This is a genomic window from Paenibacillus lentus, from assembly GCF_042714055.1.
Classification (GTDB): domain Bacteria; phylum Bacillota; class Bacilli; order Paenibacillales; family Paenibacillaceae; genus Fontibacillus; species Fontibacillus lentus_A.
The window spans coordinates 57,262-81,150 of the sequence record NZ_JBHGVC010000008.1 but is presented as its reverse complement, the minus strand read 5'-3'; the positions used below and the strand labels follow the sequence as shown (position 1 = coordinate 81,150).

Annotated in this window: 22 protein-coding genes; 11 read left to right on the top strand and 11 right to left on the bottom strand. The window is 44.1% G+C overall.

The features are described from left to right. Window positions 1-35 precede the first annotated feature (35 nt). Together ACE3MQ_RS18295 and ACE3MQ_RS18290 are read right to left on the bottom strand one after the other, a co-directional pair. Window positions 36-1,493, bottom strand: a complete 1,458-nt coding sequence (locus tag ACE3MQ_RS18295) for an alpha/beta hydrolase family protein (RefSeq protein ID WP_379395268.1) — start codon at window positions 1,491-1,493, stop codon at window positions 36-38. Between the two features lie 436 nt (window positions 1,494-1,929). Continuing rightward, window positions 1,930-2,628, bottom strand: a complete 699-nt coding sequence (locus ACE3MQ_RS18290; protein ID WP_379395266.1) for a histidine kinase — start codon at window positions 2,626-2,628, stop codon at window positions 1,930-1,932. Between the two features lie 544 nt (window positions 2,629-3,172). On the opposite strand from ACE3MQ_RS18290, the gene ACE3MQ_RS18285 reads away from it, so the two are divergent. From ACE3MQ_RS18285 to ACE3MQ_RS18255, 7 genes are read left to right on the top strand one after another with little or no spacing between them, the layout of a single operon-like run. Continuing rightward, a complete protein-coding gene (locus ACE3MQ_RS18285) occupies window positions 3,173-5,575 on the top strand; it encodes a Na+/H+ antiporter subunit A (RefSeq protein ID WP_379395264.1) in 2,403 nt (800 codons plus the stop codon). Continuing rightward, a complete protein-coding gene (locus tag ACE3MQ_RS18280) occupies window positions 5,562-5,984 on the top strand; it encodes a Na(+)/H(+) antiporter subunit B (RefSeq protein WP_379395262.1) in 423 nt (140 codons plus the stop codon). The genes ACE3MQ_RS18285 and ACE3MQ_RS18280 overlap by 14 nt, the downstream gene beginning before the upstream one ends. A gap of 4 nt (window positions 5,985-5,988) precedes the next feature. Then, a complete protein-coding gene (locus ACE3MQ_RS18275) occupies window positions 5,989-6,327 on the top strand; it encodes a Na(+)/H(+) antiporter subunit C (RefSeq protein ID WP_379395260.1) in 339 nt (112 codons plus the stop codon). Next, complete coding sequence (locus ACE3MQ_RS18270; protein WP_379395258.1) at window positions 6,320-7,798, top strand: Na+/H+ antiporter subunit D; 1,479 nt, start codon at window positions 6,320-6,322, stop codon at window positions 7,796-7,798. Before ACE3MQ_RS18275 ends, ACE3MQ_RS18270 begins: the two co-directional genes overlap by 8 nt. A 56-nt stretch (window positions 7,799-7,854) precedes the next feature. After that, window positions 7,855-8,337, top strand: coding sequence for a Na+/H+ antiporter subunit E (locus ACE3MQ_RS18265; RefSeq protein ID WP_379395256.1), 483 nt, complete (start codon window positions 7,855-7,857; stop codon window positions 8,335-8,337). Beyond that, window positions 8,337-8,621, top strand: coding sequence for a Na(+)/H(+) antiporter subunit F1 (locus tag ACE3MQ_RS18260; protein WP_379395254.1), 285 nt, complete (start codon window positions 8,337-8,339; stop codon window positions 8,619-8,621). The genes ACE3MQ_RS18265 and ACE3MQ_RS18260 overlap by 1 nt, the downstream gene beginning before the upstream one ends. After that, on the top strand, window positions 8,599-9,045 hold the full coding sequence (locus ACE3MQ_RS18255; RefSeq protein ID WP_379395252.1) for a Na+/H+ antiporter subunit G: 447 nt from the start codon (window positions 8,599-8,601) through the stop codon (window positions 9,043-9,045). The genes ACE3MQ_RS18260 and ACE3MQ_RS18255 overlap by 23 nt, the downstream gene beginning before the upstream one ends. Window positions 9,046-9,101: 56 nt before the next feature. Here the strand turns inward: ACE3MQ_RS18255 and ACE3MQ_RS18250 are convergent, their stop codons facing one another. Beyond that, on the bottom strand, window positions 9,102-9,977 hold the full coding sequence (locus ACE3MQ_RS18250) for a helix-turn-helix domain-containing protein (protein ID WP_379395250.1): 876 nt from the start codon (window positions 9,975-9,977) through the stop codon (window positions 9,102-9,104). Window positions 9,978-10,130: 153 nt separating this feature from the next. Here ACE3MQ_RS18250 and ACE3MQ_RS18245 point away from each other — a divergent pair, with 153 nt between their 5' ends. Both ACE3MQ_RS18245 and ACE3MQ_RS18240 read left to right on the top strand, forming a co-directional pair. After that, the gene (locus ACE3MQ_RS18245; RefSeq protein WP_379395248.1) at window positions 10,131-12,014 is read left to right on the top strand and encodes a beta-L-arabinofuranosidase domain-containing protein; all 1,884 of its coding nucleotides are present in this window, start codon (window positions 10,131-10,133) and stop codon (window positions 12,012-12,014) included. Window positions 12,015-12,237: 223 nt separating this feature from the next. Then, on the top strand, window positions 12,238-12,612 hold the full coding sequence (locus tag ACE3MQ_RS18240; protein WP_379395246.1) for a hypothetical protein: 375 nt from the start codon (window positions 12,238-12,240) through the stop codon (window positions 12,610-12,612). Window positions 12,613-12,674: 62 nt separating this feature from the next. Here the strand turns inward: ACE3MQ_RS18240 and ACE3MQ_RS18235 are convergent, their stop codons facing one another. Genes ACE3MQ_RS18235 through ACE3MQ_RS18225 form a run of 3 tightly spaced genes read right to left on the bottom strand, consistent with a single transcriptional unit; the run spans window position 12,675 to window position 16,688 of the window. Further along, window positions 12,675-13,883 carry a Ger(x)C family spore germination protein gene (locus ACE3MQ_RS18235; protein ID WP_379395244.1) on the bottom strand — a complete coding sequence of 403 codons (1,209 nt, stop codon included), beginning with the start codon at window positions 13,881-13,883 and terminating at the stop codon, window positions 12,675-12,677. Beyond that, complete coding sequence (locus ACE3MQ_RS18230; RefSeq protein ID WP_379395242.1) at window positions 13,880-14,989, bottom strand: GerAB/ArcD/ProY family transporter; 1,110 nt, start codon at window positions 14,987-14,989, stop codon at window positions 13,880-13,882. Before ACE3MQ_RS18230 ends, ACE3MQ_RS18235 begins: the two co-directional genes overlap by 4 nt. A 34-nt stretch (window positions 14,990-15,023) precedes the next feature. Next, complete coding sequence (locus tag ACE3MQ_RS18225) at window positions 15,024-16,688, bottom strand: spore germination protein (protein ID WP_379395240.1); 1,665 nt, start codon at window positions 16,686-16,688, stop codon at window positions 15,024-15,026. A gap of 166 nt (window positions 16,689-16,854) precedes the next feature. Between ACE3MQ_RS18225 and ACE3MQ_RS18220 the strand changes: the two genes are divergently transcribed. Then, entirely contained in the window at window positions 16,855-17,778 is a 924-nt protein-coding gene (locus tag ACE3MQ_RS18220; protein ID WP_379395238.1) for an AEC family transporter, read from the top strand. A 64-nt stretch (window positions 17,779-17,842) separates the two neighbouring features. On the opposite strand, the gene ACE3MQ_RS18215 is transcribed toward ACE3MQ_RS18220, so the two are convergent. Next, complete coding sequence (locus ACE3MQ_RS18215) at window positions 17,843-18,451, bottom strand: NADPH-dependent FMN reductase (RefSeq protein WP_379395236.1); 609 nt, start codon at window positions 18,449-18,451, stop codon at window positions 17,843-17,845. A 3-nt stretch (window positions 18,452-18,454) separates the two neighbouring features. Beyond that, window positions 18,455-19,441 (bottom strand): ring-cleaving dioxygenase, encoded by a 987-nt coding sequence (locus tag ACE3MQ_RS18210; RefSeq protein ID WP_379395234.1) that lies wholly within the window; start codon window positions 19,439-19,441, stop codon window positions 18,455-18,457. A 294-nt stretch (window positions 19,442-19,735) separates the two neighbouring features. Between ACE3MQ_RS18210 and csaA the strand changes: the two genes are divergently transcribed. Continuing rightward, window positions 19,736-20,065 (top strand): chaperone CsaA, encoded by a 330-nt coding sequence (csaA, locus tag ACE3MQ_RS18205; protein ID WP_379395232.1) that lies wholly within the window; start codon window positions 19,736-19,738, stop codon window positions 20,063-20,065. A gap of 158 nt (window positions 20,066-20,223) precedes the next feature. Here csaA and ACE3MQ_RS18200 read toward each other — a convergent pair whose 3' ends face one another. The 3 genes from ACE3MQ_RS18200 to ACE3MQ_RS18190 are packed head-to-tail and all read right to left on the bottom strand — an operon-like array spanning window position 20,224 to window position 23,879. Beyond that, window positions 20,224-20,727, bottom strand: coding sequence for a PadR family transcriptional regulator (locus ACE3MQ_RS18200; protein WP_379395230.1), 504 nt, complete (start codon window positions 20,725-20,727; stop codon window positions 20,224-20,226). Between the two features lie 4 nt (window positions 20,728-20,731). Next, complete coding sequence (locus tag ACE3MQ_RS18195) at window positions 20,732-23,191, bottom strand: ABC transporter permease (protein WP_379395228.1); 2,460 nt, start codon at window positions 23,189-23,191, stop codon at window positions 20,732-20,734. Continuing rightward, complete coding sequence (locus ACE3MQ_RS18190) at window positions 23,160-23,879, bottom strand: ABC transporter ATP-binding protein (RefSeq protein WP_379395226.1); 720 nt, start codon at window positions 23,877-23,879, stop codon at window positions 23,160-23,162. Before ACE3MQ_RS18190 ends, ACE3MQ_RS18195 begins: the two co-directional genes overlap by 32 nt. Between the last annotated feature and the right edge of the window lie 10 nt (window positions 23,880-23,889).

Below are 23,889 nucleotides of genomic sequence, written 5' to 3'. Positions count from 1 at the left end.
CACCTCCGTCAACATGCATCCTTCGTCGTTCGTTGCTACTGCGCCGGCGTTCTTTTTTGCGTATATTGCTTGTCGAACTTTACTTCTAGAAACTCCGGCGCCGGACCTTCCAGCAGCTTTTGCGGTTCTCCCTTTAAATACTGCTCAAAAAAGGCTGTAACATACGAGCGGGTGATATCAATATTATGCACCGGATCAATCTCTTTAGCAAAAAGCGAGGGTGACAGCAGGGCAATTTCGGTAAAGCTTTGGTGCATGAAATGGTCGACGGTCATATAATAAGTATCGCTGGTGCTTTTCGTCATGACCGATTTCAAATCCGGTTGAAATTCCTCGTAAAATACTTTGTCCTTATTTGTGCTGTTAGGGTCAAAGCTTTTGGCCGTTTCGCCTGTCATCATATACATAAACGGCTGCTGCAAGCCGGTATGGGCAACGTCCCCCCAGAACCCGCCTTCCAGACTCACGCCTGCTTTGAAGCGCTTGTCCTGCGCCAGCGTTTCCGCAGTTGTCGCTCCGCCATAGGAATGGCCGAAGATGCCGACACGATCGAGATCCAGCTTGCCCTGCAGCAATCCTTCCGGGTCTTTGCTGTTCCACTCCGTCAGCTTATCCAGGACAAACCGGGAATCCGCGACGCGAATGGCTACACCTTTGATATTATTCTCGTACACCTCTGCTGAAGTTTCGAACTCTGGATCAGGAACGTAAAAAATTGCGCGGCCATCCGGGAAAGCAACCTTTGCTGAAGTGAACGGGTGATCCATCCCCACTACAATAAACCCGCGGCTAACCAGTTCCTCGATGGCTGTCAAGCTTTGAAACCGGGTCGAACGGACTCCGGGCGAGAACAAAACAACCGGATACTTCTCCTCGGCCGCGGATACTTCCGCACCGGTAACTACATGTGTCGGGATTGCCGTTACATGACTGAATAGCTGCTTCGGAAAGCCAAACACTAAGCTGATCGCTTCCCCTAATTCAGACGGGTAATGCTCCAGTGGCTTTCCTTTTGCCTGCTCCTTGTCGACAGGATACCAGACATTCACCATAAGCTCACGCTTGTCACTCGGGTCGGAGCTTTTCGTCTCCTCACGGGCATCGTCAATCAGATGCCGCGAGACGGTACCGATTGCATAGCTGCCTGTCGGCTGCGGCATTTTGAATACAGGCAGCAGCACACTCAAATAGCCAGATACGCCCGAAAACGCCAGAACTACGACCGACAGCAGAATTTTCACGATTACCGACTTGATCCGCTTAGGGCTATCAGGTTTTATGATCCTGCGAATCAATACGATGGCCAATACGATTGCTATCACATAGGCCAAAACCATTTGAATCCGGAACTGGTCGATCAGCCCATGCAGCAGTACTGCCAGCACAGTGGCGCCCAAATATACCGTATCCAGCCGGCGATCCTTTTTACCAAAAAGCATCCCTCCGGAAACCGCCAAGACAACAAAGATTACTATACCCTCTAAAATGCTCATCTTACAGTACCTCCATTCTTCTCTACCCTATCCATCGGCGTCTTTGTAATATCAACTGCAGCTCCAGCTGTAACAGCCAATTGCAATTGTTGTAAGTTCAGCATAAACCTTAAAGTATACCTTAAGGTCAAGCTTTTTTTGGAGGGATTTTTATACTGGATAATGAAGTCTTACGCAAGCTTTGCAGATTATGTCGAAAAATTGACCCAGAGCATTTCATGTTTGGCCAGGTGTATTGACAATGATCCGTTGAAAGCCCTCTAGAGAGGCGTCGGGTAACCCATTCACGCTTGGCACACCGTAAATTGACTGCCTTTCAAATATTCGCGTTATTTATGGTACGGTTCACCTTAACAGGGCTATCGGCGAAAAATACAAAAAAAAAGACTCCCCTTCTTCGAGAGTCTTACGATTTATATAGGATCGGTTCGTATAGTTAAATTAAATCATGGGCTTTATGTTCATATTTCATGTTTGAAGGCACCTCGATCGATTCGGTGACTTTATCATCGGCGACGTGCACCTGATACGTTTTGCCGTTGCTGACGAATTTGAACAAGCCATTGTTAAAGTCCGTTCCGATTTCTTTATAGAATATTCCTTCATAGCTGATGTTCTTATGGCAAGAAAAGCATAGTTTGTAGCTATCCCCTTCTTTGAGCAGATAACTGCGGACACCAGCTTCATATTCTATTTCCTCTTCGCTTTTAATGGTGCGATCCAGCGATACGATGTGGATGTCGACAAAAGTAATTTCCCTGAGGAGTACATTCACGAAGGAGCCCTTCGTAATTTCTTCCCAGCGATTCTGGGCAGTTTGTCCGATCACAATCTGCGTCACATTATATTTATGGGCAACCTCCGCAATCGTTTTGACGGTTGGCCGCTTCTCATTGTCCATGAGAATGAACTCTTCGACATCGCATTCCTCGCCGAGCTCTCTCCAGCGCTCGATGTAGCCCGATTTCTCGGCATCAAACTCATCATACGGGAGCGGATCTACCGTCAATATATATAACGGGCAGTTCAACATGCTCGCCATTTTATGACCGCGTCTGATCAGTCGTTCACCATTTGGACCGTAATATACGCAAACGAGAATGCTCTCATCCATACGACCCTTTACTTTCTTCATGACGAAAATTCACCTCATTAAATGATTCATAAAATTTTACTGCCAAATGCTCCACCATAATGTAAGCGAAAGACGACTTCTTGAACAACATCTATAAGAAAAGCTTATGCATCGAATGTACAATTGTACAGCAAGCATATTTTTATTGTATAATTATATTATTATTATAATTTTTCCTTATCATTTGTTAAAATGTCTGAAGTTGTCGATTTAGCTGCTTTGAGCAACTGGCATAAAGCTGCCGGCTTCTTTCACAGAACTCCCAATTCACTTCCTAGCGAAGTCCTCTCTTTCTTACCATAGGCAATCACAGGACTTATGGTTTCCTATTATCCCGCTTATTAGCATAGGAGTCAAGTCCTGCGGGAATCCTTCTTTAAAGGCTGCTTTTATTGCGTTTTAAGGAAGATCAATCTGGGAGCTCGTACTTTCTCATTATCTTATTAAAGCAGGCCATCTTACACAAGTATTGCACGGTCTAAAAACGTGCAAACTTTATGTAATCATAAGCTGCAACCATCACGAAGAAATTGGAGGTTAGACCTTGTTATCCGTGAACTTAGCCATTCTTATCCCTTTTTTAGCTGCTGTAATCGTTCCATTTCTGTATACAAAAGTTTCACGCAAACATATAGGCTGGTTCGTCCTTGCTGCGCCGGTTGCCCTGTTTGTTGCCCTTGCCCGCTACATTCCTTCGGTAGCTCAAGGTGAGACTTACTTAAGTAAGATCACATGGATTCCGTCCTACGACATTCATTTTACTACCTATCTCGATGGGCTCAGCCTTATTTTCGGGCTCTTAATCACCGGGATCGGCAGCCTGGTTATCATCTATTCCATTTATTATTTGTCCTCAGAAGAGTCGCTTAATCATTTCTACATTTACTTGCTCTTATTTATGGGTGGAATGCTTGGCGTAGTCTTCTCTGACAACTTGATGGTGTTCTATGCCTTCTGGGAATTAACGAGTATCTCATCCTTCCTGTTAATCGCGTTCTGGTATCACCGGAAGAGATCCAGATACGGAGCGAAGAAAGCTCTACTAACTACCGTTACTGGCGGCATCGCTATGCTGACTAGTTTTATTATGATCTATGTGATGACAGGCACAATGAGCATTCGGGAAATTATCGCCGTCATCGATCACAATCATATGCTATTTATTCCGGCGATGCTACTGCTGCTTCTTGGGGCGTTTACCAAGTCAGCCCAATTCCCGTTCCATATTTGGCTGCCTGATGCGATGGAAGCCCCGACGCCAGTCAGCGCCTATCTCCATTCCGCAACGATGGTTAAAGCAGGCATTTATTTGGTCGCCCGGTTCACGCCGATTTTTGGCAGCCATGAAACCTGGTTCTGGCTCGTCAGCAGCGTCGGGATGATTACGCTCTTCTGGGGCTCCTTTAACGCTGTTCGCCAGACGGATCTCAAGGCCTTGCTCGCCTACTCAACCATAAGCCAGCTAGGTCTCATCATGAGTCTGTTTGGCATCGGCTCGGCGGCACTGTCTATGGGAGCAGGCGCGGATACTGTTATTTACACGCAGGCTACTTTTGCAGCTTTGTTCCATCTAGTGAACCACTCGACCTTTAAGGGTGCATTGTTTATGGTAATTGGCATTGTGAACCACGGAGCGGGCACGCGTGACATTCGCCGGCTTGGCGGGCTGATGTCGCTGATGCCGATTTCATTTACCATAGCCTTGATCGGCAGCTTTTCCATGGCCGGTCTGCCGCCCTTTAACGGCTTTTTGAGCAAGGAGATGTTCTTTGAAGCTGTTGTCAATGTAAGCCAATCAGGGATTTTCTCTCTGCATGTATCAAAGGTTCTATTCCCTGTCGTCGCTTGGATTGCCAGCGTGTTCACATTTATATACTGCATGATCATCGTATTTAAAACGTTCCTTGGACCCTACCAGCCTGAAAAGCTGGATCATGAAGCTCACGAAGCGCCGATCGGCATGCTAATCTCGCCGATAATTCTGGCGATTCTGGTCGTAGGCATCTTCTTCTTCCCTAATGTGTTGGGCGACTATTTACTGCGTCCGGCCATGGCAAGCATCCTTCCTTCCATTGAGCTCGAAGGAATCGTTAAGCCTATTTCTGCCTGGCATGGATTTAATGCCGCCCTCTTAATGACGATCGGAGTCATCGTTATCGGCACACTGCTATACTTGTCGATTCGGCGATGGAAGGGAATATATTCACTGCTCCCCGAGAAATGGACTTTGGACAACTTATACAACAACAGTCTGATTCAAATGGAAAAAGGCTCGAACCGAATTACTTCCTTTTATATGACGGGCTATCTTCGGACTTATTCTGTTTATATCTTCCTGTTCTTCATCGCTGCCGTTGGAGGCACTATGCTATTCACCGGAGCGTACTCTTGGGACTTGTCGGGCGATGCCCCGATCAGCGTATATGAAATTGTTCTGGTGTTCATCATGATGGCTGCTGGACTGGCGATTCCATTGGCCAAATCCCGCGTAAACGCCGTATTGCTCAATGGAGCGCTAGGCTATTCCATGGCTTTGTTCTTTGTTGTGTTCCGTGCACCCGACTTGGCGCTGACGCAGCTTGTTGTGGAGACGGTATCGACGGCATTATTCCTGTTATGCTTTTATTTTCTACCGGAATGGAAGAAGGAGAATGCACCGCGCAGGACGAAACGGAACAACCTCCTCATTTCCATTGCCGTGGGAGTCACATTTGTTTTGGTTGCTCTCTCTGTACGGAGCGGCAAGCTGTTTGAAACGATTTCAGGCTACTTTGAGGATGCCTATGAGCTGGCTGGCGGCAAGAACATCGTAAATGCCATTCTCGGGGATTTCCGCGCCTTTGATACGATGCTTGAGGTCGTCGTCCTTCTCATCGGCGGACTGGGCGTATACACGTTGATCAAATTAAAGACAACAAAGGAGGAGCAGAACCTTGAAGATCAATGATGTCATTTTACAAACGGTAACCAAGATCGTAGTGTTCATCATTCTGACGATGGCCGTCTACTTATTCGTATCCGGACATAACAGCCCCGGCGGAGGCTTTATCGGCGGACTCGTATTGGCTTCCGCATTAGTGCTGCTCTTCCTTGCCTTTGATACGGAAACCATCATGAATAGAATTCCTCTGGATTTTAAGATGGTGGCCGCTGTGGGTGCCTTTATTGCAGTAGCTACGGGAGTTGCTTCCCTATTCTTTGACGTACCTTTTCTAAGCCAGGCTTATTCTTATTTCAATCTTCCGGTCTTTGGGAAAACCGGGCTAGCAACGGTCACGATCTTTGAGCTCGGTGTTGCATTGGCCGTAGTCGGCGTCGTTGTGACGATTATTCTAAGTATTAGTGAGGATGTGTAAGTGTATGGAGACATTGATCATCATCCTGACGGGAGTTCTAGTGTCCGTAGCGACCTACTTGTTTCTCTCCAGGAATGTTATTCGGATCATTCTCGGAACGTCCGTGCTGACACATGCAGCACACTTGTTGATCATGACGATGGGCGGGCTTAAGACCGGCGGCGTCCCCGTGCTTGGGGAGGAAACAACCACTTTTACAGATGCCCTGCCACAGGCCCTGATTCTAACTTCTATCGTCATCAGCTTTGCGGTAACTGGCTTTCTTCTCGTACTCGCATATCGATTGTACCAGGAGAGCAGAAGTGATAATTTAAGCGAGTTGAGAGGTATTGTGGATGAATAATATCCTTGTATTGCCCGTCGTCATCCCGGTTCTCACCGGTATTATTCTTATTTTTTTCCGATCGTACATCCAGATACAAAGATGGCTTAGCTTGGCCGCCATATTATCGGTTACGGGCATCAGCCTCTACATCTTGAACATGATTCAACGTGTGGGGATTATCCGTCTTGACTTTGGTAACTGGCAGCCGCCATTCGGCATTCTCTTTGTCGGGGATTCTTTTTCATTGCTGCTGGTGCTCACGACAAGCCTTGTTACCGCCTTATGTTTGGTTTATGCCTTCTACTCCATTGGGGAGAATCGGGAACGAATGTTCTTTTACCCTTTTGTTCTACTCATGGTCGCAGGCGTGAATGGTTCCTTCCTGACAGGAGATTTGTTCAACCTGTATGTATGCTTTGAAGTCATGCTGCTTGCTTCTTATGCGCTCATTACGCTAGGCGGCACTAAACCTCAATTGAAGGAATCTATTAAATATGTAGCAATCAACGTACTCTCATCCTGGTTCTTCCTAGTCGCCATCGCTTATCTGTATGGCACGGTAGGGACGTTGAATATGGCTCATCTGTCCGAACGGATCGCTGAAGCCGGGCAAACTCCGCTGCTCACCGTAATCAGCATTTTATTCTTGCTCGTGTTCGGCTTGAAGGCTGGCTTGCTCCTGTACTTCTGGCTACCTGGCTCTTACAGCGTCCCGCCAACAGCCGTAGCCGCATTATTCGGAGCACTGCTGACGAAGGTCGGGATTTATGCCATGTTCCGTATGTTTACCCTACTCTTCTATCACGAGCCTTCGATTACGCATACAATTATCGGCATCATGGCTGGCATTACGCTAATTGGGGGATCCTTAGGAGCTATCGCCTATAAAGATATTCGCCAAATTATTTCCTTTAATGTGGTCATAGCGGTAGGCTTTATCTTGATAGGGCTTGTTGCGGCGACGCCGGCCGCTATTGAAGGATCGATTTATTATTTGATCCATGACATGATTGTCAAGGCAGCCTTGTTCCTCATTGCCGGCTCTATGGTTTCTCTTGCCGGTACGGCGATGATTGATCGAATGAGCGGACTCATTCGCCATTATCCCGTATTAGGCTGGATGTTCTTTATCATCATGCTGGCCCTTGCAGGCATTCCGCCGCTCAGCGGATTTATGGGGAAAATTTTAATCGGTCAAGGGGCGGTGGAGAGCGGAACGTATGTCCTGCTGGCTCTTTCCCTCATATCCAGCATATTCGTGCTTTACTCCCTGCTGCGTATTTTCCTAAACTGCTTCTGGGGGGAATCAACGACGAGCGAAGATGAAGTCGTGCCTCTGAGCAAAGGCTGGCTGATCCCTTGCATTTTGCTTACGGTCGCTTCGATTGGCCTAGGATTCGGCGCCGAGTACGTATCGCCTTATGTCGCTGATGCAGCGCAAACTCTAACGAATCCTTATATTTATATTGATGCAGTTTTAGGTAAATAATTGAATTTGGATTGAATAGAACGGCTAATGCGCGATGTGAGGAAGGAGGGATGTAAATGCCTGCTCAGTTTTTGCTCAACTTATTTATTGCTTTTCTATGGATGGTTCTCAATGATGAGGACGAATTAAGATTTACGACGTTTTTTGCCGGCTTCCTGGTCGGGGTAGCGATCATTTTCGTGATGCAGCGTTTTTTCGGAAAACAATTTTATTTGCATCGGTTTTACCGTGTCGTCAAGCTGATCCTGATCTTCATATCCGAGCTGTTCCAGTCGGCCTTTGTCGTGATGAAGCATATTATTAGTCCTAAAATAGATATAAAGCCTGGTATTTTCACCTATCGAACCGCTCTAAAAAGCGACTGGGAAGTAACCACGCTGGCCCTGCTGCTGACGTTGACCCCAGGTTCGGTCGTTATGGAGGTTTCACCTGAAGGAGATACGTTTTATATTCACGCGCTCGACATTGAGCGTTACAAGAACGATCTCTTGCGTTCTTTAGGTCGATTTGAAAAAGCAATCATGGAGGTGACTCGATAATGATCAAAATTATGCTGGGAGTTGCGCTTACCCTGTTCAGTGTGGCCATTGCCATTTCCCTGTACCGGATTATAAAGGGACCATCCATTCCCGACCGGGTGATCGCGATGGACATGATCGGCGTTAATCTGATATCTGGAATCGCCGCGGTATCTATATTGCTGAAGACCAAAGCGTATCTGGAAGTTATTCTAATCTTGGGTATACTGGCTTTCATCAGTACGATTTCGCTCTCAAGATTTATCGAGAGAGGTGTTATCATTGAACGTAAACGCAGTGGGTGAATTTATTGGAGCCGCTTTGATTCTTATCGGCAGCATCATAAGCGTCATCAGCGCAATCGGAATCATTCGCTTTCCGGACGTATATACGCGCGCTCACGCCGCAACCAAAAGCTCAACGCTTGCAGTGCTACTAACCCTGATAGGAACTTTTATATATATATGGTTCAGTGATGCCTTTATTAGCGTACGGGTCATCCTCGGTATTTTATTCGTTTTCATCACGGCTCCGGTATCGGGGCATCTTATCATTCGAGCGGCCTACCGCTCTAACGTAGAGCTTTCGGATTCGACAATCGAAGATGAATTAAAGCCTGTGCTGCGACCAAGCCAGCAAGAACAAGAACAAGAACAAGAACAAGCACAAGAACAAGCACAAGAACAAAAACAAGGACAAGAGCAGGAGCAGCCGCAAGGCAGCTTATAAATATGAAACAGCGGAAAAGCCGAGTAAGGGGAGTCAAGTGTTGACCCTTCTCGGCTTTATGCTTTGTAAATTTGTTTCATATAAGACGTCGGCGATTCCCCCAGCACTTTTTTAAATACCCTACTGAAGTAGTAGGGATTCGGGAAGCCTAGCTTGTCACTAATTTCAGAAACGATCAACGAGCTATTTTTCATCAGCTCGATGGCTTTATTTATTCGCAGCTTCGTATGGGCTTCGATAACACTTTGGCCAGTCTGCTTCTTAAAAGCGGACGATATATAGCTATAGTTTAAATTCAAATGTTTGCTTAAAGCCTGGGCATCGAAATCTCTCTCCGTATTTTTCAATAAATACCTCATAACTCGTTCCGCTATCGTATCGGATCTACCGCCAGCATTCCCCAAGAAGGGCTTCAATGAAGCTCGATGTAAATCCATGAATAAAAGATAAGATTGAATACATATGTGCGTCATCCGATGTTCCCTAACTTGATAATAATCTTCCAATAATGAATTTAGGCGATGCTCAATGGTCTCATGTTGCGGCCAGTATCCATATTTAGGCAGCATAAATCGATACTGATAATCAGAAGGCGAGAAATAATCCAATTCAGGTAAAATCGAGTATTCTTTGTATGTTGAATGATCGTCAGCCATGGCATTAAAGTGGATCCAATACCAGGACGTCTCCGGCATGGTTTTGCGTGGCAGCCCCCAGTGATGCAGTCCCTTCTTCAGAAATAAATGCTCCTTTTCCTTTACGATATACTCGGTTCCTTCCTCAATGACCTGCATTTCCCCCTTGGTGACAAACAGGAAAACATCAAAATCCTGAATACGATCCGGATGAGTATAAATGCCGGTAATTTGATTTTTGCCTATATCCCTAACTAGTGGAAAACGATCCGCCGTCAAATAAATATTAGTTTCCAATTCAAACACCTCTTTTACATAAAAAGTCCAGGTTTATTCGAGTATAAAACTAAAAAAAGTATATGTAAATAAAAATATAGTGCATTGTTTGTTTATCTACTGCTATATAAAATGAACATGAAATACAAAAAAAATATATCGAGGGGTAAGATTATGCTTATGGCAATGAACGAATTTGGTTGCGATAAAGTCAAATTGGCTCCGGGAGCTTTAAAAAAACGGTTCCAATTGAATACAAGCTATGTAATGAGTCTGACGAGTGAAAATCTATTGCGTAATTTCTATTTGGAAGCAGGACTTTGGAGTTACAGCGGGCAGGGTGGAACTACAACAGCATCATCCGCAAATATGGATATCCCAGAAAATTGGCACTGGGGATGGGAATCCCCCACCTGTGAACTGCGTGGACATATTACGGGACACTGGCTGTCAGCTGCGGCAAAAATTTTTGCCCAAACGAATGATCAATTGGTCAAGGCTAAGGCGGATTTTATTGTGGCTGAACTAGCTAAATGCCAAGTGGAGAACGGAGGCGAATGGCTAGCCGCTTTTCCGGAATCGTATATGGGCAGAATCGCTAAGGGAAGGTGGGTATGGGCACCACATTATACGATTCACAAGCTTTTAATGGGCTTGTTCGATATGTACGAACTGCTTGGAAATCGGCAGGCTTTAGATGTTATAAGCAATATCGCCTCCTGGTTTTATAAATGGACAGGTCAATTTTCTCAAGCGGAAATGGATGATTTATTGGATCTGGAAACGGGAGGAATGCTTGAAGTTTGGTCGCAGCTCTATGGGGTTACGGGGCATGAGCAGCACCGCGAATTAATATATCGTTATGACCGCCGCCGTTTTTTTGATGCACTTGTTCGCGGGGAAGATGTTCTGACTAATAAACATGCCAATACGCAAATACCCGAGATCTTAGGTGCCGCCAGAGCCTGGGAGGTTACGGGAGACCGTAGATGGCGAGATGTAGTTGAAGCATTCTGGAAATGTGCTGTAACAGATCGGGGCTACGGAGCTACAGGCGCAGCAGACGATGGGGAATTATGGATCCCGCCCGGTAAACTCTCAGACAGATTGGGAGTAGGCCAGGAACACTGCTGCAATTACAATATGATGCGCTTGGCTAATGTTTTATTGCGTTGGACAGGCGATGCGGAGTATGCAGACTACTGGGAGCGAAGATTTATCAACGGAGTGCTAGCTCACCAAAATGGAGAAGATGGAATGGTCTCCTATTTCCTCGGTATAGGAGCCGGAAGTCAGAAAAAATGGGGAACCCCGACTAAAGATTTTTGGTGCTGTCACGGTACCCTGATGCAAGCTAATTCTGCATATCAAGATGAAATATTTATGAGATACGAAGAAGGAATTGCTGTATGTCAATGGATTCCTTCCATACTGGAGTTTGAGCATGATAAGCAAAAAGTAAAAATTCAGCTTAATCAGGATGCTCAATTCGGTCTTTATCCACTAAATGAATGGTCGGTTTCGGGTATGGAGGCGATTACCAGGGTTGATATTCCTCCAATCCCTACATCACGCCCAGAGCGGTTTGTCTATCGGCTGACTATCTCCTGTGATAATGAGTTGGAGTTCGGATTGAAGCTCCGTTTACCTTGGTGGTTACACGGTACTCCGACAATTAAGATAAATGGCGTGCCGATTGAAGGGAATTTTGCTCCCTCCTCATTTTTTGAAATAAAGAGAACCTGGATAGAGAATACCGTCATTGACGTAGAATTTCCCAAGGCGTTAACCACAGAGAAGCTGCCAGGTCAGCCTGGTACGGTTGCTTTTCTGGATGGGCCGATCGTACTGGCCGGATTAGTCGCAGAGGAGCGTCAGTTGTTCGGGAACCTGGATGAACCTGAATCGATACTGCTTCCCGATCATGAAAGACAGCATAGCTGGTGGAATCCCGGTTATTACAGAACGAAAAATCAGCCTGAGGGCATTCGCTTTATTCCGCTATATGAGGTGATGGATCAAAGGTATTCCGTTTACTTTCCAATCGTGGATCTGTAAAGTAATATGAATTGTAACAAGAACGTCACCTACCCTCGAATGAGGAATAGGGACGTTCTTCGTTCCCCTAATTGCGGCTAATTGCCCATTAAGTTATACTTATCAAAAGCACTCATTATACTGAAAGCATCTTAATGCATGGTCTTTAAACGACAACAACTAGAATCGAAATCATATATCAGCGTTACCCAATACAAACGTTAAAAGGAGGGATTACTACCCTATGAGCGATCAGATCCTAGCGCAAATTCTCGATGAGCTTAAATCAATAAATACTCGAATGGGGAGCTTGGAACACAGACAAGCAACCTTAGAAGAGGGTCAACAAGCTCTTCTTGATAGACAAGAAGCTTTAGAAGACAGACAGCAGAGCTTTGAGGCCGTGTTAAAGGAGATTAAAGCCAACACTGCGGATATTCCCTTAATAAGACAAGCTGTCTTAGAAACGCTGGATATTACCAAGCGGCTTGATCTGTCCCAGAAATCTTTTGAGAGAAGAACGACCACCCAACTCAATACGCATGAATACAGCATTGATATTATTAATCGTCGGCAGCTCAAGCTGGAAGCTGATATGGAAAGTCTTAAGCACAAATAACATTTTAAAAAACCTCGCTAGTGGCGAGGTTTTTTCGGATATCCTGTTCGTTTCCTGCAACTCTAGTCTGTCGATGAACCGTGGTCCTTGATTTTCATGCTAACGTCATAGGTAATGGGAACACGCGTGAAGATATCCTCCCAATTTTCTTGTACCTTTCTCCATTGCTTTGGATATTTAAATTTCAATTGTTCTCCGAAGCCCCCAACGTCGACCTGATATACCTTTTGCATTTTGTGCAAAACTTGACTGATTTGTTCCTTGGCTTCTTTTTCAAATTTCTCCTCTAGCTCATCGATATAATGTGTAGATGAGGGAATTTCCGGAAAGCTCCAATCCTCAATTAATCTACCTTCAGATTTTATTTTGATATGAAATGATATGTCGTCTCCTGATACTTTAGGAATAATTGAGGCTTTAGAGGATTCAGGTTCATAAGTTATCGTGTAGCCCCCTCTTGGTGCATATGTCTTTAGAGTTCCTCCTATCACATCTCCCTTAATCCAGGACAACCCCTCTATATCATACTGGCTTAATTCCCCGATCCATTTCTTCGTATCCCCTTTTATAATCGCCGCCCCGGAAAACTTATGCTCATTTCGGGCAGTTACTACATTTTGCAGCAGAAAGCTTGCTCCCGATTGCATGGAACTATCCAGCTTGCTCAAAGTTATCGGGGGCAGAATCTTATTGGAGCGATACCGATTATCGACGAGTCCTAATAAATAAAAGGCTGGAATTTCCCCAGGCTCCTCGGAGCTTAAAGCCTCAAGAGCGTTTCGATGGCTTATCACCACGAGACAGCTGGGCCGGATCTCATTGTCGCGAAGAATAAAGTCAAATAGCTGCTCAAGACTGTATTTCTGAGCTAATTCCCTGGCGACAACGATAACCTTCAAATGGTGTCCCATAACCGGACGATCTCGACGCAATGCAAATTGACGAACGATTTGAATTACGGAATCCCCTGTCAGTTGTTCATTTAAATAAGCCTTTTGCGATGTTGAAGGATTCGCCCCCCCACCCTGTCCTCCCTTTTTTCCACCGGTCGGCTGGGCAATCTGAATCGTAGCCGTTAAAACGTTTTCCTTCGGGTAATGTGCCCCCTGTTCATTGATTTCCTTCTCAAACTGGGATTCTTTAGCGACATCCAACCCCATTCCGATAGCCACCGTTACATCCTCGATTTCATTACCGCTCCAGCAGCCGGTCGTTATAGCCAACAGCAAGCTTGCGGCCGCCGGCAAAAAACGCCTTACGTATTTGCTCAATTCGGACTCCCCCCTTTCTTCCGGATAATACTAATCAGCAGGAGTAGTAAGGGGACTCCGCCAAATATGTAAATCGATGCAGTCCCCACGATATCCCCCAGCTTAAAGATTTCTGTCACGTTTTTCGGAAGCATGGCAATCAAGAAAATAACAGGCAGCATAGCAAATAAAAAAATCTTTATGTTCTTATTGAACAGCTGCGACCAACCAAGAGAAGCCGCATAGTGTGTAATCGTAAAGGTTGAAAATATTTGCATGATCCAAATGACAAGCAGCAGCGATTCAAAACGTTCAAAAATCAAGCCCTGAATTTCAAAGCTGCGTAACAAATCCAAGGTCGGCCATACTCTGGTTCTTACCCCATAAGTAGATAATCCGCCGATCACCATAAGAATGGTTGCTAAGTAGACGATCAAGGGAACGATCGTGCCAGCCAGCAGGGCTTTAGCTGCTTTTTGCGGAGTTTTCATATACGCCATAGTAACCAGCATAATCTCGTAGCCAATAAAGGGAAGAAGCGCTGGCTTGATCCCTTTAATCACGGGCATGATTCCGGAGCCGAGTACCGGCTTGAAATGATTAATATCAAATATTTTGCTGCTCAACAGAATCGAAATCAGGAAAAATACAAGCGTAATCGGCAAAATAACCTCGTACATTCTGGCCATGCAATTTATCCCCCCCAATGTTAAATAGAGGCCGATCCACATAAAGGACATCACTATAGCCCAGGTCGGGGTACCTTCCAGCAGGTAAAAGACCGTAACTTCTGCCATAATCCGAATTTGAATAGCTGCGATGAGAAGGAAAAAGGCAATGACAGTTAAACTCAATATCCATGCCAGCCATTTCCCGGTAATGTCCGGCACAAACTGAAACAAGGTTTTTCCCTGAAATCTCCGGCATAACAACACGACGATTAATCCCGCTACAGTAATGATCATAAAGGCGATGATCGTTGAAATCCACACGTCAGGGGTTTGCACCGCATCCACAGTCGTTCGCGGAAGCGTCAGTATTCCAGCACCTAACGTATAGTTGATAAGCAAGACTGCAGCCTGGGAAGTCGTTATCTGATCTTTTGCACTAGTATTTGCACTGCTCATGGTTGCCTACCTCTTTCCTGTTTGTTGAAAGCTCTTAATTTCTTCGGTCGGAGTCATTCGGCCTGAGCATATAGGGCCGCTTCTTCATCACCTTCAAAGGGAAGCGAATAAGAAAGTCCTTCCAATCATTGATTCCATATGGAACCATTGGACTTAGATAAGGGACGCCAAAGCTTTTCAATCTGACCAGGTGGCTGCAAATCAGAAGAAAAAACATTACGACGCCAAAAATCCCTAGAACGGCGGCAGTAAGCATCGCAGCAAAACGGAGAACACGCAATGTAATACCCGCACTATAGACCGGGATCGTGAAGGAAGAAATCGCCGTTACCGCTACAACAATAACGAGAAACGGACTAACAATTCCGGCATTCACGGCAGCGTCGCCGATGATCAGGCCGCCAACGATCCCCATGGCAGGCCCGATCGGCTTAGGCAGCCTAATGCCGGCTTCCCGTAATATCTCGATGGACATTTCCATAATGAGCGCTTCAATGATCGAGGGAAAAGGAACCCCTTGCCTTGTTTCAATAATGGAAAGTGCCAATTTGGTCGGAATCAGCCCGGGATGGAACGATATAAACGAAATGTACAGCGCGGGCGCCAGCAAGGCTAGCAATGCCGCCAAGAAACGCAGGATACGGACGAAGGAACCCGGAATCCATCGCTCGTAGTAATCCTCCGGGGACTGCAGCAGCATGCTGAAGGTAGTCGGCAGGATCAGGGCGAACGGCGTACCGTCGAGAAGAATAGCTACCCTTCCTTCCAACAAGGAACCAATGACTCTATCCGGTCTCTCAGTATTTTGCAGCTGTTGAAAAGGACTTAAAACGTTATCCTCAATCAACTGCTCTATATAACCTGATTCGAGCGGATCGTCGATATCCATTTTTTGGATCCGCGAAGTAACCTCATCAACCAGGCGCTGATCGGCAATATCCCGCATGTAGGCAAGAACCATTTCCTTTTTCACACGGTTGCCAACTTCAAATTTGGTCAGAATCAGGCTCTCGTTTTTTCCATGTATTCTAAGCAGTCCCGTGTTATCCCACAGTCTTTCTGTAAAGCCAACACGGGGCCCCCGGAGCAGCGCTTCGGACAGAGGATCCTCCACATTCCTGCTCTTTCCTTGGGGGGAACCCACGAGGAGTGCGCCTTGTATCCCTTCAATTAGCAAGCCGGTTCTGCCTCTCAAAACGGCCTGCGCCAACTCGAGCAGGCCTTGGATTTCTTTTAGTTCACATACAGGAAGCAATTGGTTGCAAATATACGATTTAAATGCATCGTTCGAATGAAGGATTGTCTCTTGATCTGTTTCCGAAATTCCATGGATCATTAAAGGAGTTATGAGATGGGTATCTATAATGTCGGCAACAAGCAATCCGTCAATGTAGATAATTGCCGCCCGTTTTCCCATGCCCCTGATTTTGAATTCCCTGATATGAACATCACCATTGGAGCCGATAGCATCTCGAACGGAGGTCAGATCCTTATCATATTGCCCGGTCAATTGAACTGACATAGAGCTATGTTCCTTAATCGGCGGGGAAGGTTTGTTCGGCTTAAGAGAAAAACTCGAAGTGATCGACTTCCGGAGCCACCCAAAAAACATAAACAGCAGAAGCGGAATTATTAAAAGCAGCAAGGCTTGGACAATAACAGTCCATTTCGGAATATAGGATAGAATCAAAGCCCACAACAGTATCACCCCACGATTTTCAGCATTAGGCCTCATTAAACATCAGGTATATTGTTACCCTCCAGGCTCCTACAAATTCCTATATAGACAAAACAAACATGGTATAATAACAAGCAGCTTATGTATCGAAAGGATTTTATTATTCAGAAGGAAGATGGACATCAAGATGATTATCGAAATTGTAATGGATGTAGTTTTGCCTATTTTTGTGCTGATTGGACTTGGAGCGCTCATGCATCGTGCTTTTCAGCTTAATTTGTATACCTTAGCGAAAATCAATTTTTATTACATCACTCCTGCAGTTGTATTTTTGAGTATGTATGAATCTGAAATGTCCCCCTTATTGCTTGGGAACGTTACATTATTCTATGTTCTTTACGTCGCGCTCCTGTATGCTGTAAGCTCTATTGTCTGCTGGAGAAGGAAATTTAAACCGGGAATGAAAGCAGCATTCACCAATAGTCTTATCCTCGATAATTCAGGAAACTACGGACTTCCCATCAATCAGCTCGCATTTAGAGGCGATCCATTGGCTACCTCCATTCAGGCGTTGGTCATGACCTTTCAGAGCCTGGTGACCTTTACCTATGGCGTCATTTCAGTTCAGCGGGCTAAATCAGGAGGAACGCTAAAAGCTGCGCTGATCGGTTTTTTCAAAATGCCGGTACCGTATGCTCTCGTGCTTGGTCTTATTTTCCACGTCTTTCACTGGCCATTACCTGAATTCGCTGCCAAGCCGCTAGGCTATATTGCAGATTCAATGGTAAGCATCGCCCTACTAACACTAGGTGCTCAAATTATCCAATACCCGTTGCGCTTCGATCGGCTGGATGTATACATCAGCGCCTTCCTGCGGCTGCTCATCGGCCCAGCTATAGGATTTCTGCTCATCTTAGCACTCGATTTGAAAGGAATTCCAGCGCAAGCGCTGCTCATCGCTTCTGGTATGCCAACTGGCGTTAACAGCACAATCCTTGCTGAAGAATATGATAATGAGCCTGAATTTGCTTCCCAAACCGTGCTCATTTCAACGCTTTTGAATGTCATTACGATAACGGCTCTGATCTCCCTTTCCAAATTTGTCGGATAAAAAAAACTCCCGAAGGGGAGTTTTTTATATATGCACCTTTTTGCATCCGTTGCATTATCAATGCTTATTTGCGAATTGTCTTTAGAGCTGTTGACCAAGGAATCAATTGATCCAGCATTTGGTTCACTGAATCAGCTTGTACAGCTTTTGGTTTAAACACCGTACCGTTTTCGAAATCCGTGAATAATGATAGTGCCGGATGTACGCGCACGTCGGCGACTAATAATTCACCCAAAATGCCGCGCAAATGCTCCGCTGCACGCGCACCGCCTACTGAACCGTATGAAACGATTCCGGCAGCTTTGTTGTTCCACTCATCGCGTAAGTAGTCTAATGCATTTTTCAGCGCACCGGTAATGGAGTGATTATATTCTTGTACGATGAAGACAAATCCATCGCAGCTATTAATTTTTGCAGACCACGCTGCCGCACCGGACGCATCCCCGCCAGGCTCTCCCAACAACGGCAGTTTGAACTCGGCGAGATCGATGATTTCATATTCAGCATCTCCACGTTTGTCTGCGAGCTCTTTCACCCATGCTCCAACTTGCGGGCTTACACGACCTTCACGAGTGCTGCCTAAAACAATACCGATTTTTAACATTTCATTTCCTCCTATTTGTTCTTCATTTCTATGGGTATTTAATCCAAATACTTTTTTAATAAAGCTCATGGTTTATACCTCGTATTCCTTCTTAAACTCGATTGTGCTTCTTACTGTGTCAATGGGTCGTACCAGCTTCTCGATTTGCTCGCGCTTAGGCTCCAAGAAAGGGGGCAATGACAGCTTCTCACCCACGGTCTCATATTCCTCATCACCCATAAATCCAGGTCCATCTGTAGCCAGCTCAAATAATATTTGTGGTGCGACGCGTGCATAAAGCGATTCAAAGAAATAACGGTTAACATATCCTGATGTATGAAAGCCAAAGCTTTCAAGGCGTGCTGTCCATTCATCCAGCACCTCGCGATTCTCGACACGGAAGGCCGCATGATGAACCGTACCATAGCCTTGTCTCCCATTCGGTAATGCCGTATTATGTTCCACAATAATTTGTGCGCCGTTCCCTCCCTCACCCCCTTCGAATAAGTGATAGTCACCTTTTTGACTAATTTCTTTAAACAACATAACTTTTTCAAACATTTGCTTAAAATGTTCGAAATCAGCGATTCGCACAAAAATTGGTCCCAGCCCTGTGATCGCATATTCTAATGGAATGGGGCCTTTTTGCCATGGCGTGCCAGACGCCACGCCTTCGTTGAACTCATCTGAAATGAGCTGGTACTGCTGTTCGTCAAAATCGATGAACGACAATGTCTTTTTCCCAAATTGCTCTTTAATTCCTGTATGCTCTACATGAAGCCGATCAAAACGTTTTACCCAATAATTCAATGCCTCATCGGAGGGTACCCGGAAGGAGGTTTTTGAAATTTCATTGGTGCCGTGCACACCCTTTGGAATGTTTGGGAAGTCAAAGAAGGTCATGTCCGTACCGGGACTTCCCTGATCATCCGCAAAAAACAAGTGATACGTTTGAATATCGTCCTGATTCACGGTCTTCTTCACCAAACGCATTCCCAATACGTAAGTGAAAAATTCATAATTCTTCTCTGCACTGCTTGTAATCGCCGTGACATGGTGAATCCCTTTTAAATGTTTCATTCTGACAAACCCTTCCTAAATTTATTATGTTTCGATATTAAGATATTACTTCCCTAAATCCTCAAAATTTTTCTTCACTCAACTATCTTTATATAAACTATCTTTATTTAAAGATATATAAGTAAAAAAATATCTTTTCTTTGCATCAAGAATCTTTAATTTAAGATAAAATTAACACAAGCACAGCAGCCTTGTCAATAGTTTATTTTTACCCTGCTATTAAAGGAACAATGGACTTTAAAAGTTAGTCCAGTTAGAATGTTCATATAAAAGGATAAGAAGGAGCAATATTTCGTGGCAACTATAGAAGACTTTAATAAGCTCGACGTTCGTATCGGAACGATTGTCAAGGCAGATTTATTTAAAGAAGCACGCGTGCCAGCCATAAAGCTTGAAATTGATTTTGGCGAACTGGGGATCAAGACATCCAGTGCGCAAATCACGAAAAGATATGCAGCTGAAGAAATCGTGGGAAAGCAAGTCGTTGCAATTGTTAATTTTCCTCCAAGACGCATTGCAGGCTTTAACTCCGAGGTGTTAGTTTTGGGTGGGGTTCCTGAAAAAGACGATGTCGTTTTGCTGCAACCAGATCAGCGCGTGCCGAACGGAACGGCTATCAGTTAGCACGTATGAAACATAGATCAAGGCCGTCGAGCTAATCGGCGGCCTTTTTGATCATTCAATGCTCAAAGCAACAGATAGTACAAAAGGCTTCTCGCCAAGTCCGAATACGAACCTGTAAGTGCCATAATGAGATGAAGCGCTAAACTGGGACATTTCTATTAACGGTTACGATTTTCAACTTGATTGATCCAGTTCAAATCTGCTTCTAAGTGCAGCAGCATACCCGTAATTAATAAATATTTATTTTCATCACCCTGCAGTAATAATTCGGTTTTTAATTTAGTTAATTCCATCACATCACTAATAATCATCGCTTTTTGTTGTTCAAGCATTTGCTTTTCATGGACAAAGTGAATTATCCGGGCACAACTCCATTTAAAGAAAAAGTCTTCTTTGGTCGTGTAATAAGGCACAGGTTCCAATAACCATTTCTCCAACTCTTCTTTCCCTTTTGACTTTAACTCGAACAATTTTCTTTCCTGATCATCCAACCCCGGGGAAGAGACAAGCTGGTCACGTATCAAACGATCGAGAGTGGTATAAATCTGACCAGGATTAATCTTATCTTTAGTTCCAAGGAGGGAATCCAGCTCTAATTTCAATTCGTATCCATGATGTTTTTGCCGGAATAACAACGTTAAAATTCCATATTTAACTGACAAATTATCAACCTTCTTTGAGTGATGATTGGATATCCATTTTACCTACACTTTTGCTGGAAATCCAGGCTGCACCGAGGCTTAGAAAAACTCCGACAATCATTGCTAATATAATATTACTATAAGGTAGTTGGAAAGACATAAACCCTTCCATTAGCCGTGATTGACTTGTTCCGTAAATTAAAATTACACCAGATGCTATACCACCGATTACTCCTGCTAATCCAATAAGCATACCTTCGGCAAGTATCATGTTTCTGACCTGTTGTTTAGTAAAACCGAGAGCTCGCATAGTTCCAATGTCGGAAATGCGTTCCAAAGTGTTCATCAAAAGGGTATTAGCCGTACCAATACTAGCTAACCCGATGATCATAAACAACATAACTAAGATAAGCTCCTTCATACCTGAAATTGCTGAAGTAGTAGATTCAATTTCATCTTCTACCGTTTGGATCTTGGCAAGATGGCCGCTAAAATCAGACCATAGCTGGTCGCGAATTGAATCGTTCGCTTTATTGCTTAAAGTGAGCAGCAAATCAAAGCTATTTGTCCAGCCAAAATCATCCTTAAGGTTAACCTTGTCCATAAATGCTACATAACCAGAATAATGCGATGTTTTAACAACGCCAATAACTTTAAAATACTGTTCACCATTTGGCGTATTCATTAGTATGCTTTGACCAATATTTCCACCCCACTCTTGAAAAGCACGATCCCCGAGCAGCACAGAAGCTTTTTGCTTCAACTTTTCATACATATCATTCTCCTGAGGATCAGCAAATAAAGAGGGGCCATTCTCGCTTACGGAAAGAACGGAAAACTGTCTGCTCCTTCCGTTCATGGTTTCCCATGTAATTGGCGTTGCTTCAGTTAATGTTTCAACACCTGTTACAGCATCATAAGAAAGCATATTTGTTATATCCTCGGCAGACCATGGTGCCTCAGACGTAACTCTCATATCTCCCCCATAGGTATTTCTGATTTCTTTTTCATACCCTTCCGGAGCTGATTCTACCGCTGCACCAAGTAACAATATAACCGAGATGCCAATCGCTAGAATAGCGGCTGTATTTGCGTTACGGTTTATTTGCTGGGATAGATTTTTTACAGCCATGACGCCGGAATAATTAAAAAAAGATTTCAAAATAGGCTTTATGATTATACTTAAGCCTAACAAGAGTATGGGGAACAAAAGAATGACGCCTACTAATATAAAGGCATATGAAACTGGGTGATCTATAAACACAAAGCATAGAAGTCCTAAACCAACAATGCTTGTAAGAAGGTACCGTCGGGATGTGTACGTCTGATTTACCATTTTTAATGTCAATAAGATCGAAGTCTTGCCTGCGTTGTAAATAGGAAAAACAGAAAAAACGATTGGAAATAGCAATCCAATGATGACAGCCATCACCGTTGGCAGCTTCCAATTTAAAGTATAGACCATATCAAATTCGAATACACCAAGAAGGGCTTGCATAAACAAATCTCCGAGCCATATACCAAGCGGAACTCCTATAGCTGTACCGATTACTGCCAAAAGTATCATTTCAATGAGAACCAGCTTAGAAACAGAACTCCGTGTATATCCAAGGCTTTTCATGATGGCAAATTCTTTTTTTCTTTCTATTACGCTTGTATAAATCATATTAAAAACAATAAATCCGCTAACAAACATTGATAATCCAGCAATTAAATAGAAGAAGGTATAGAGCCCCCCTATATCATTGCTCTGGAGATCATCGGCAACAACAGGTTCTATGTATACACTTGAACCACGGTATTTTTGCTGGAAAGAGCGAAAGAGCTCTTTGCCATCCCCCTCGATTTGAAAGCGCGTATAGGAAATCTCGTCACTCATTCCTGTCCACTCTCTTAACATATCAAGCGGTGCCATAATTCGAAAACTGGCTGATTCAGCACGTTCCCAATCACTGGGGCTTGCAAGCAGTTGTGTATACTCAACAATGGCAGAAACTTTTGCCTCTCCCATATTAGCAAACCGAACCGTATCTCCAACCTTTTTTCCTAAAAGCTTTGCAACAACTTCCGGTAAGACTACTCCTTTATTATCTAAGGTTCCTTCAATAACCGGGAGCTCCAGCAAAGGGCTGTTTTGATCGTTTACTCCTGTAATCCGTACAGATCTTTCATTGAGAGAGCGATCGCCTTCAAGTTCAAAGAAGGCTTGTTTATCAAGAGCAAGCAAGGTATGGGTAACTGCAGGATCTTTTTGAATAGGCGATATCATCTTTTCAGGATAGGTATGTTCATCGCTTAAAACCCAATAATCTGCATTGGCTACATACATTTGCTCATAATACTCAAAAACGTCATTTGTTGTTTTATCAGCTACTAGCATGGAGGTTAAAAAAGATGTGCCGAGAATAATTGCAAGCAAGGTAAAGAAAAACCTTTTTTTGTTTTGAGTTATATTACGCCATGAAATTCGCCAAATATTTAGCATAGTCACTATCCTTCCTAGATATCACTTGATCTATAACTCCATCTCTAAAAAGTATGATGCGGTCTGCAAAACCAGCGGCAAAAATATCATGTGTGACCATCACAATAGTTTGTTTGTTTTTACGGTGAAATGTTGACAATAAACCTAGAATCTCCTCTGCCCTAGCCCTGTCTAAATTTCCTGTAGGTTCATCAGCTAGTAAAACAGTCGGGTTATTAACAAGTGCTCTAGCTATAGCGACACGTTGTTGCTGACCACCGCTTAGCAGATTGGCACGCTTGCGATTTAACTCCTTTAAACCAACAGAATGAATCAATTCATGGATCATTTTACTTTTTTCCTTTGTTAATTTCCCGTCGGCATGAAGAGGAAAGGCGATATTTTCTTCTACAGTTAAGGTAGGCAGCAATTGATAGTTTTGAAAAACGAAGCCTAGTTTTTTTCTCCTAAATATCGTTCTTTCCTTTTCATTCATTTGATTAATAAATTTTTGATCGATTTCTATATCTCCTTTGGTAGGAACATCAAGTCCTCCAAGTAATTGAAGTAAGGTACTTTTTCCAGAGCCGCTGGGCCCCATTATGGCTACGAATTCCCCTTGTTCAATATTTAAATTAACACCTTTCAACACTTGTGTTTTCTCTTGTCCCTGTTTAAAGTCTTTTGTTAAATTGCTAACTTTAATCATTTTGTCCCTC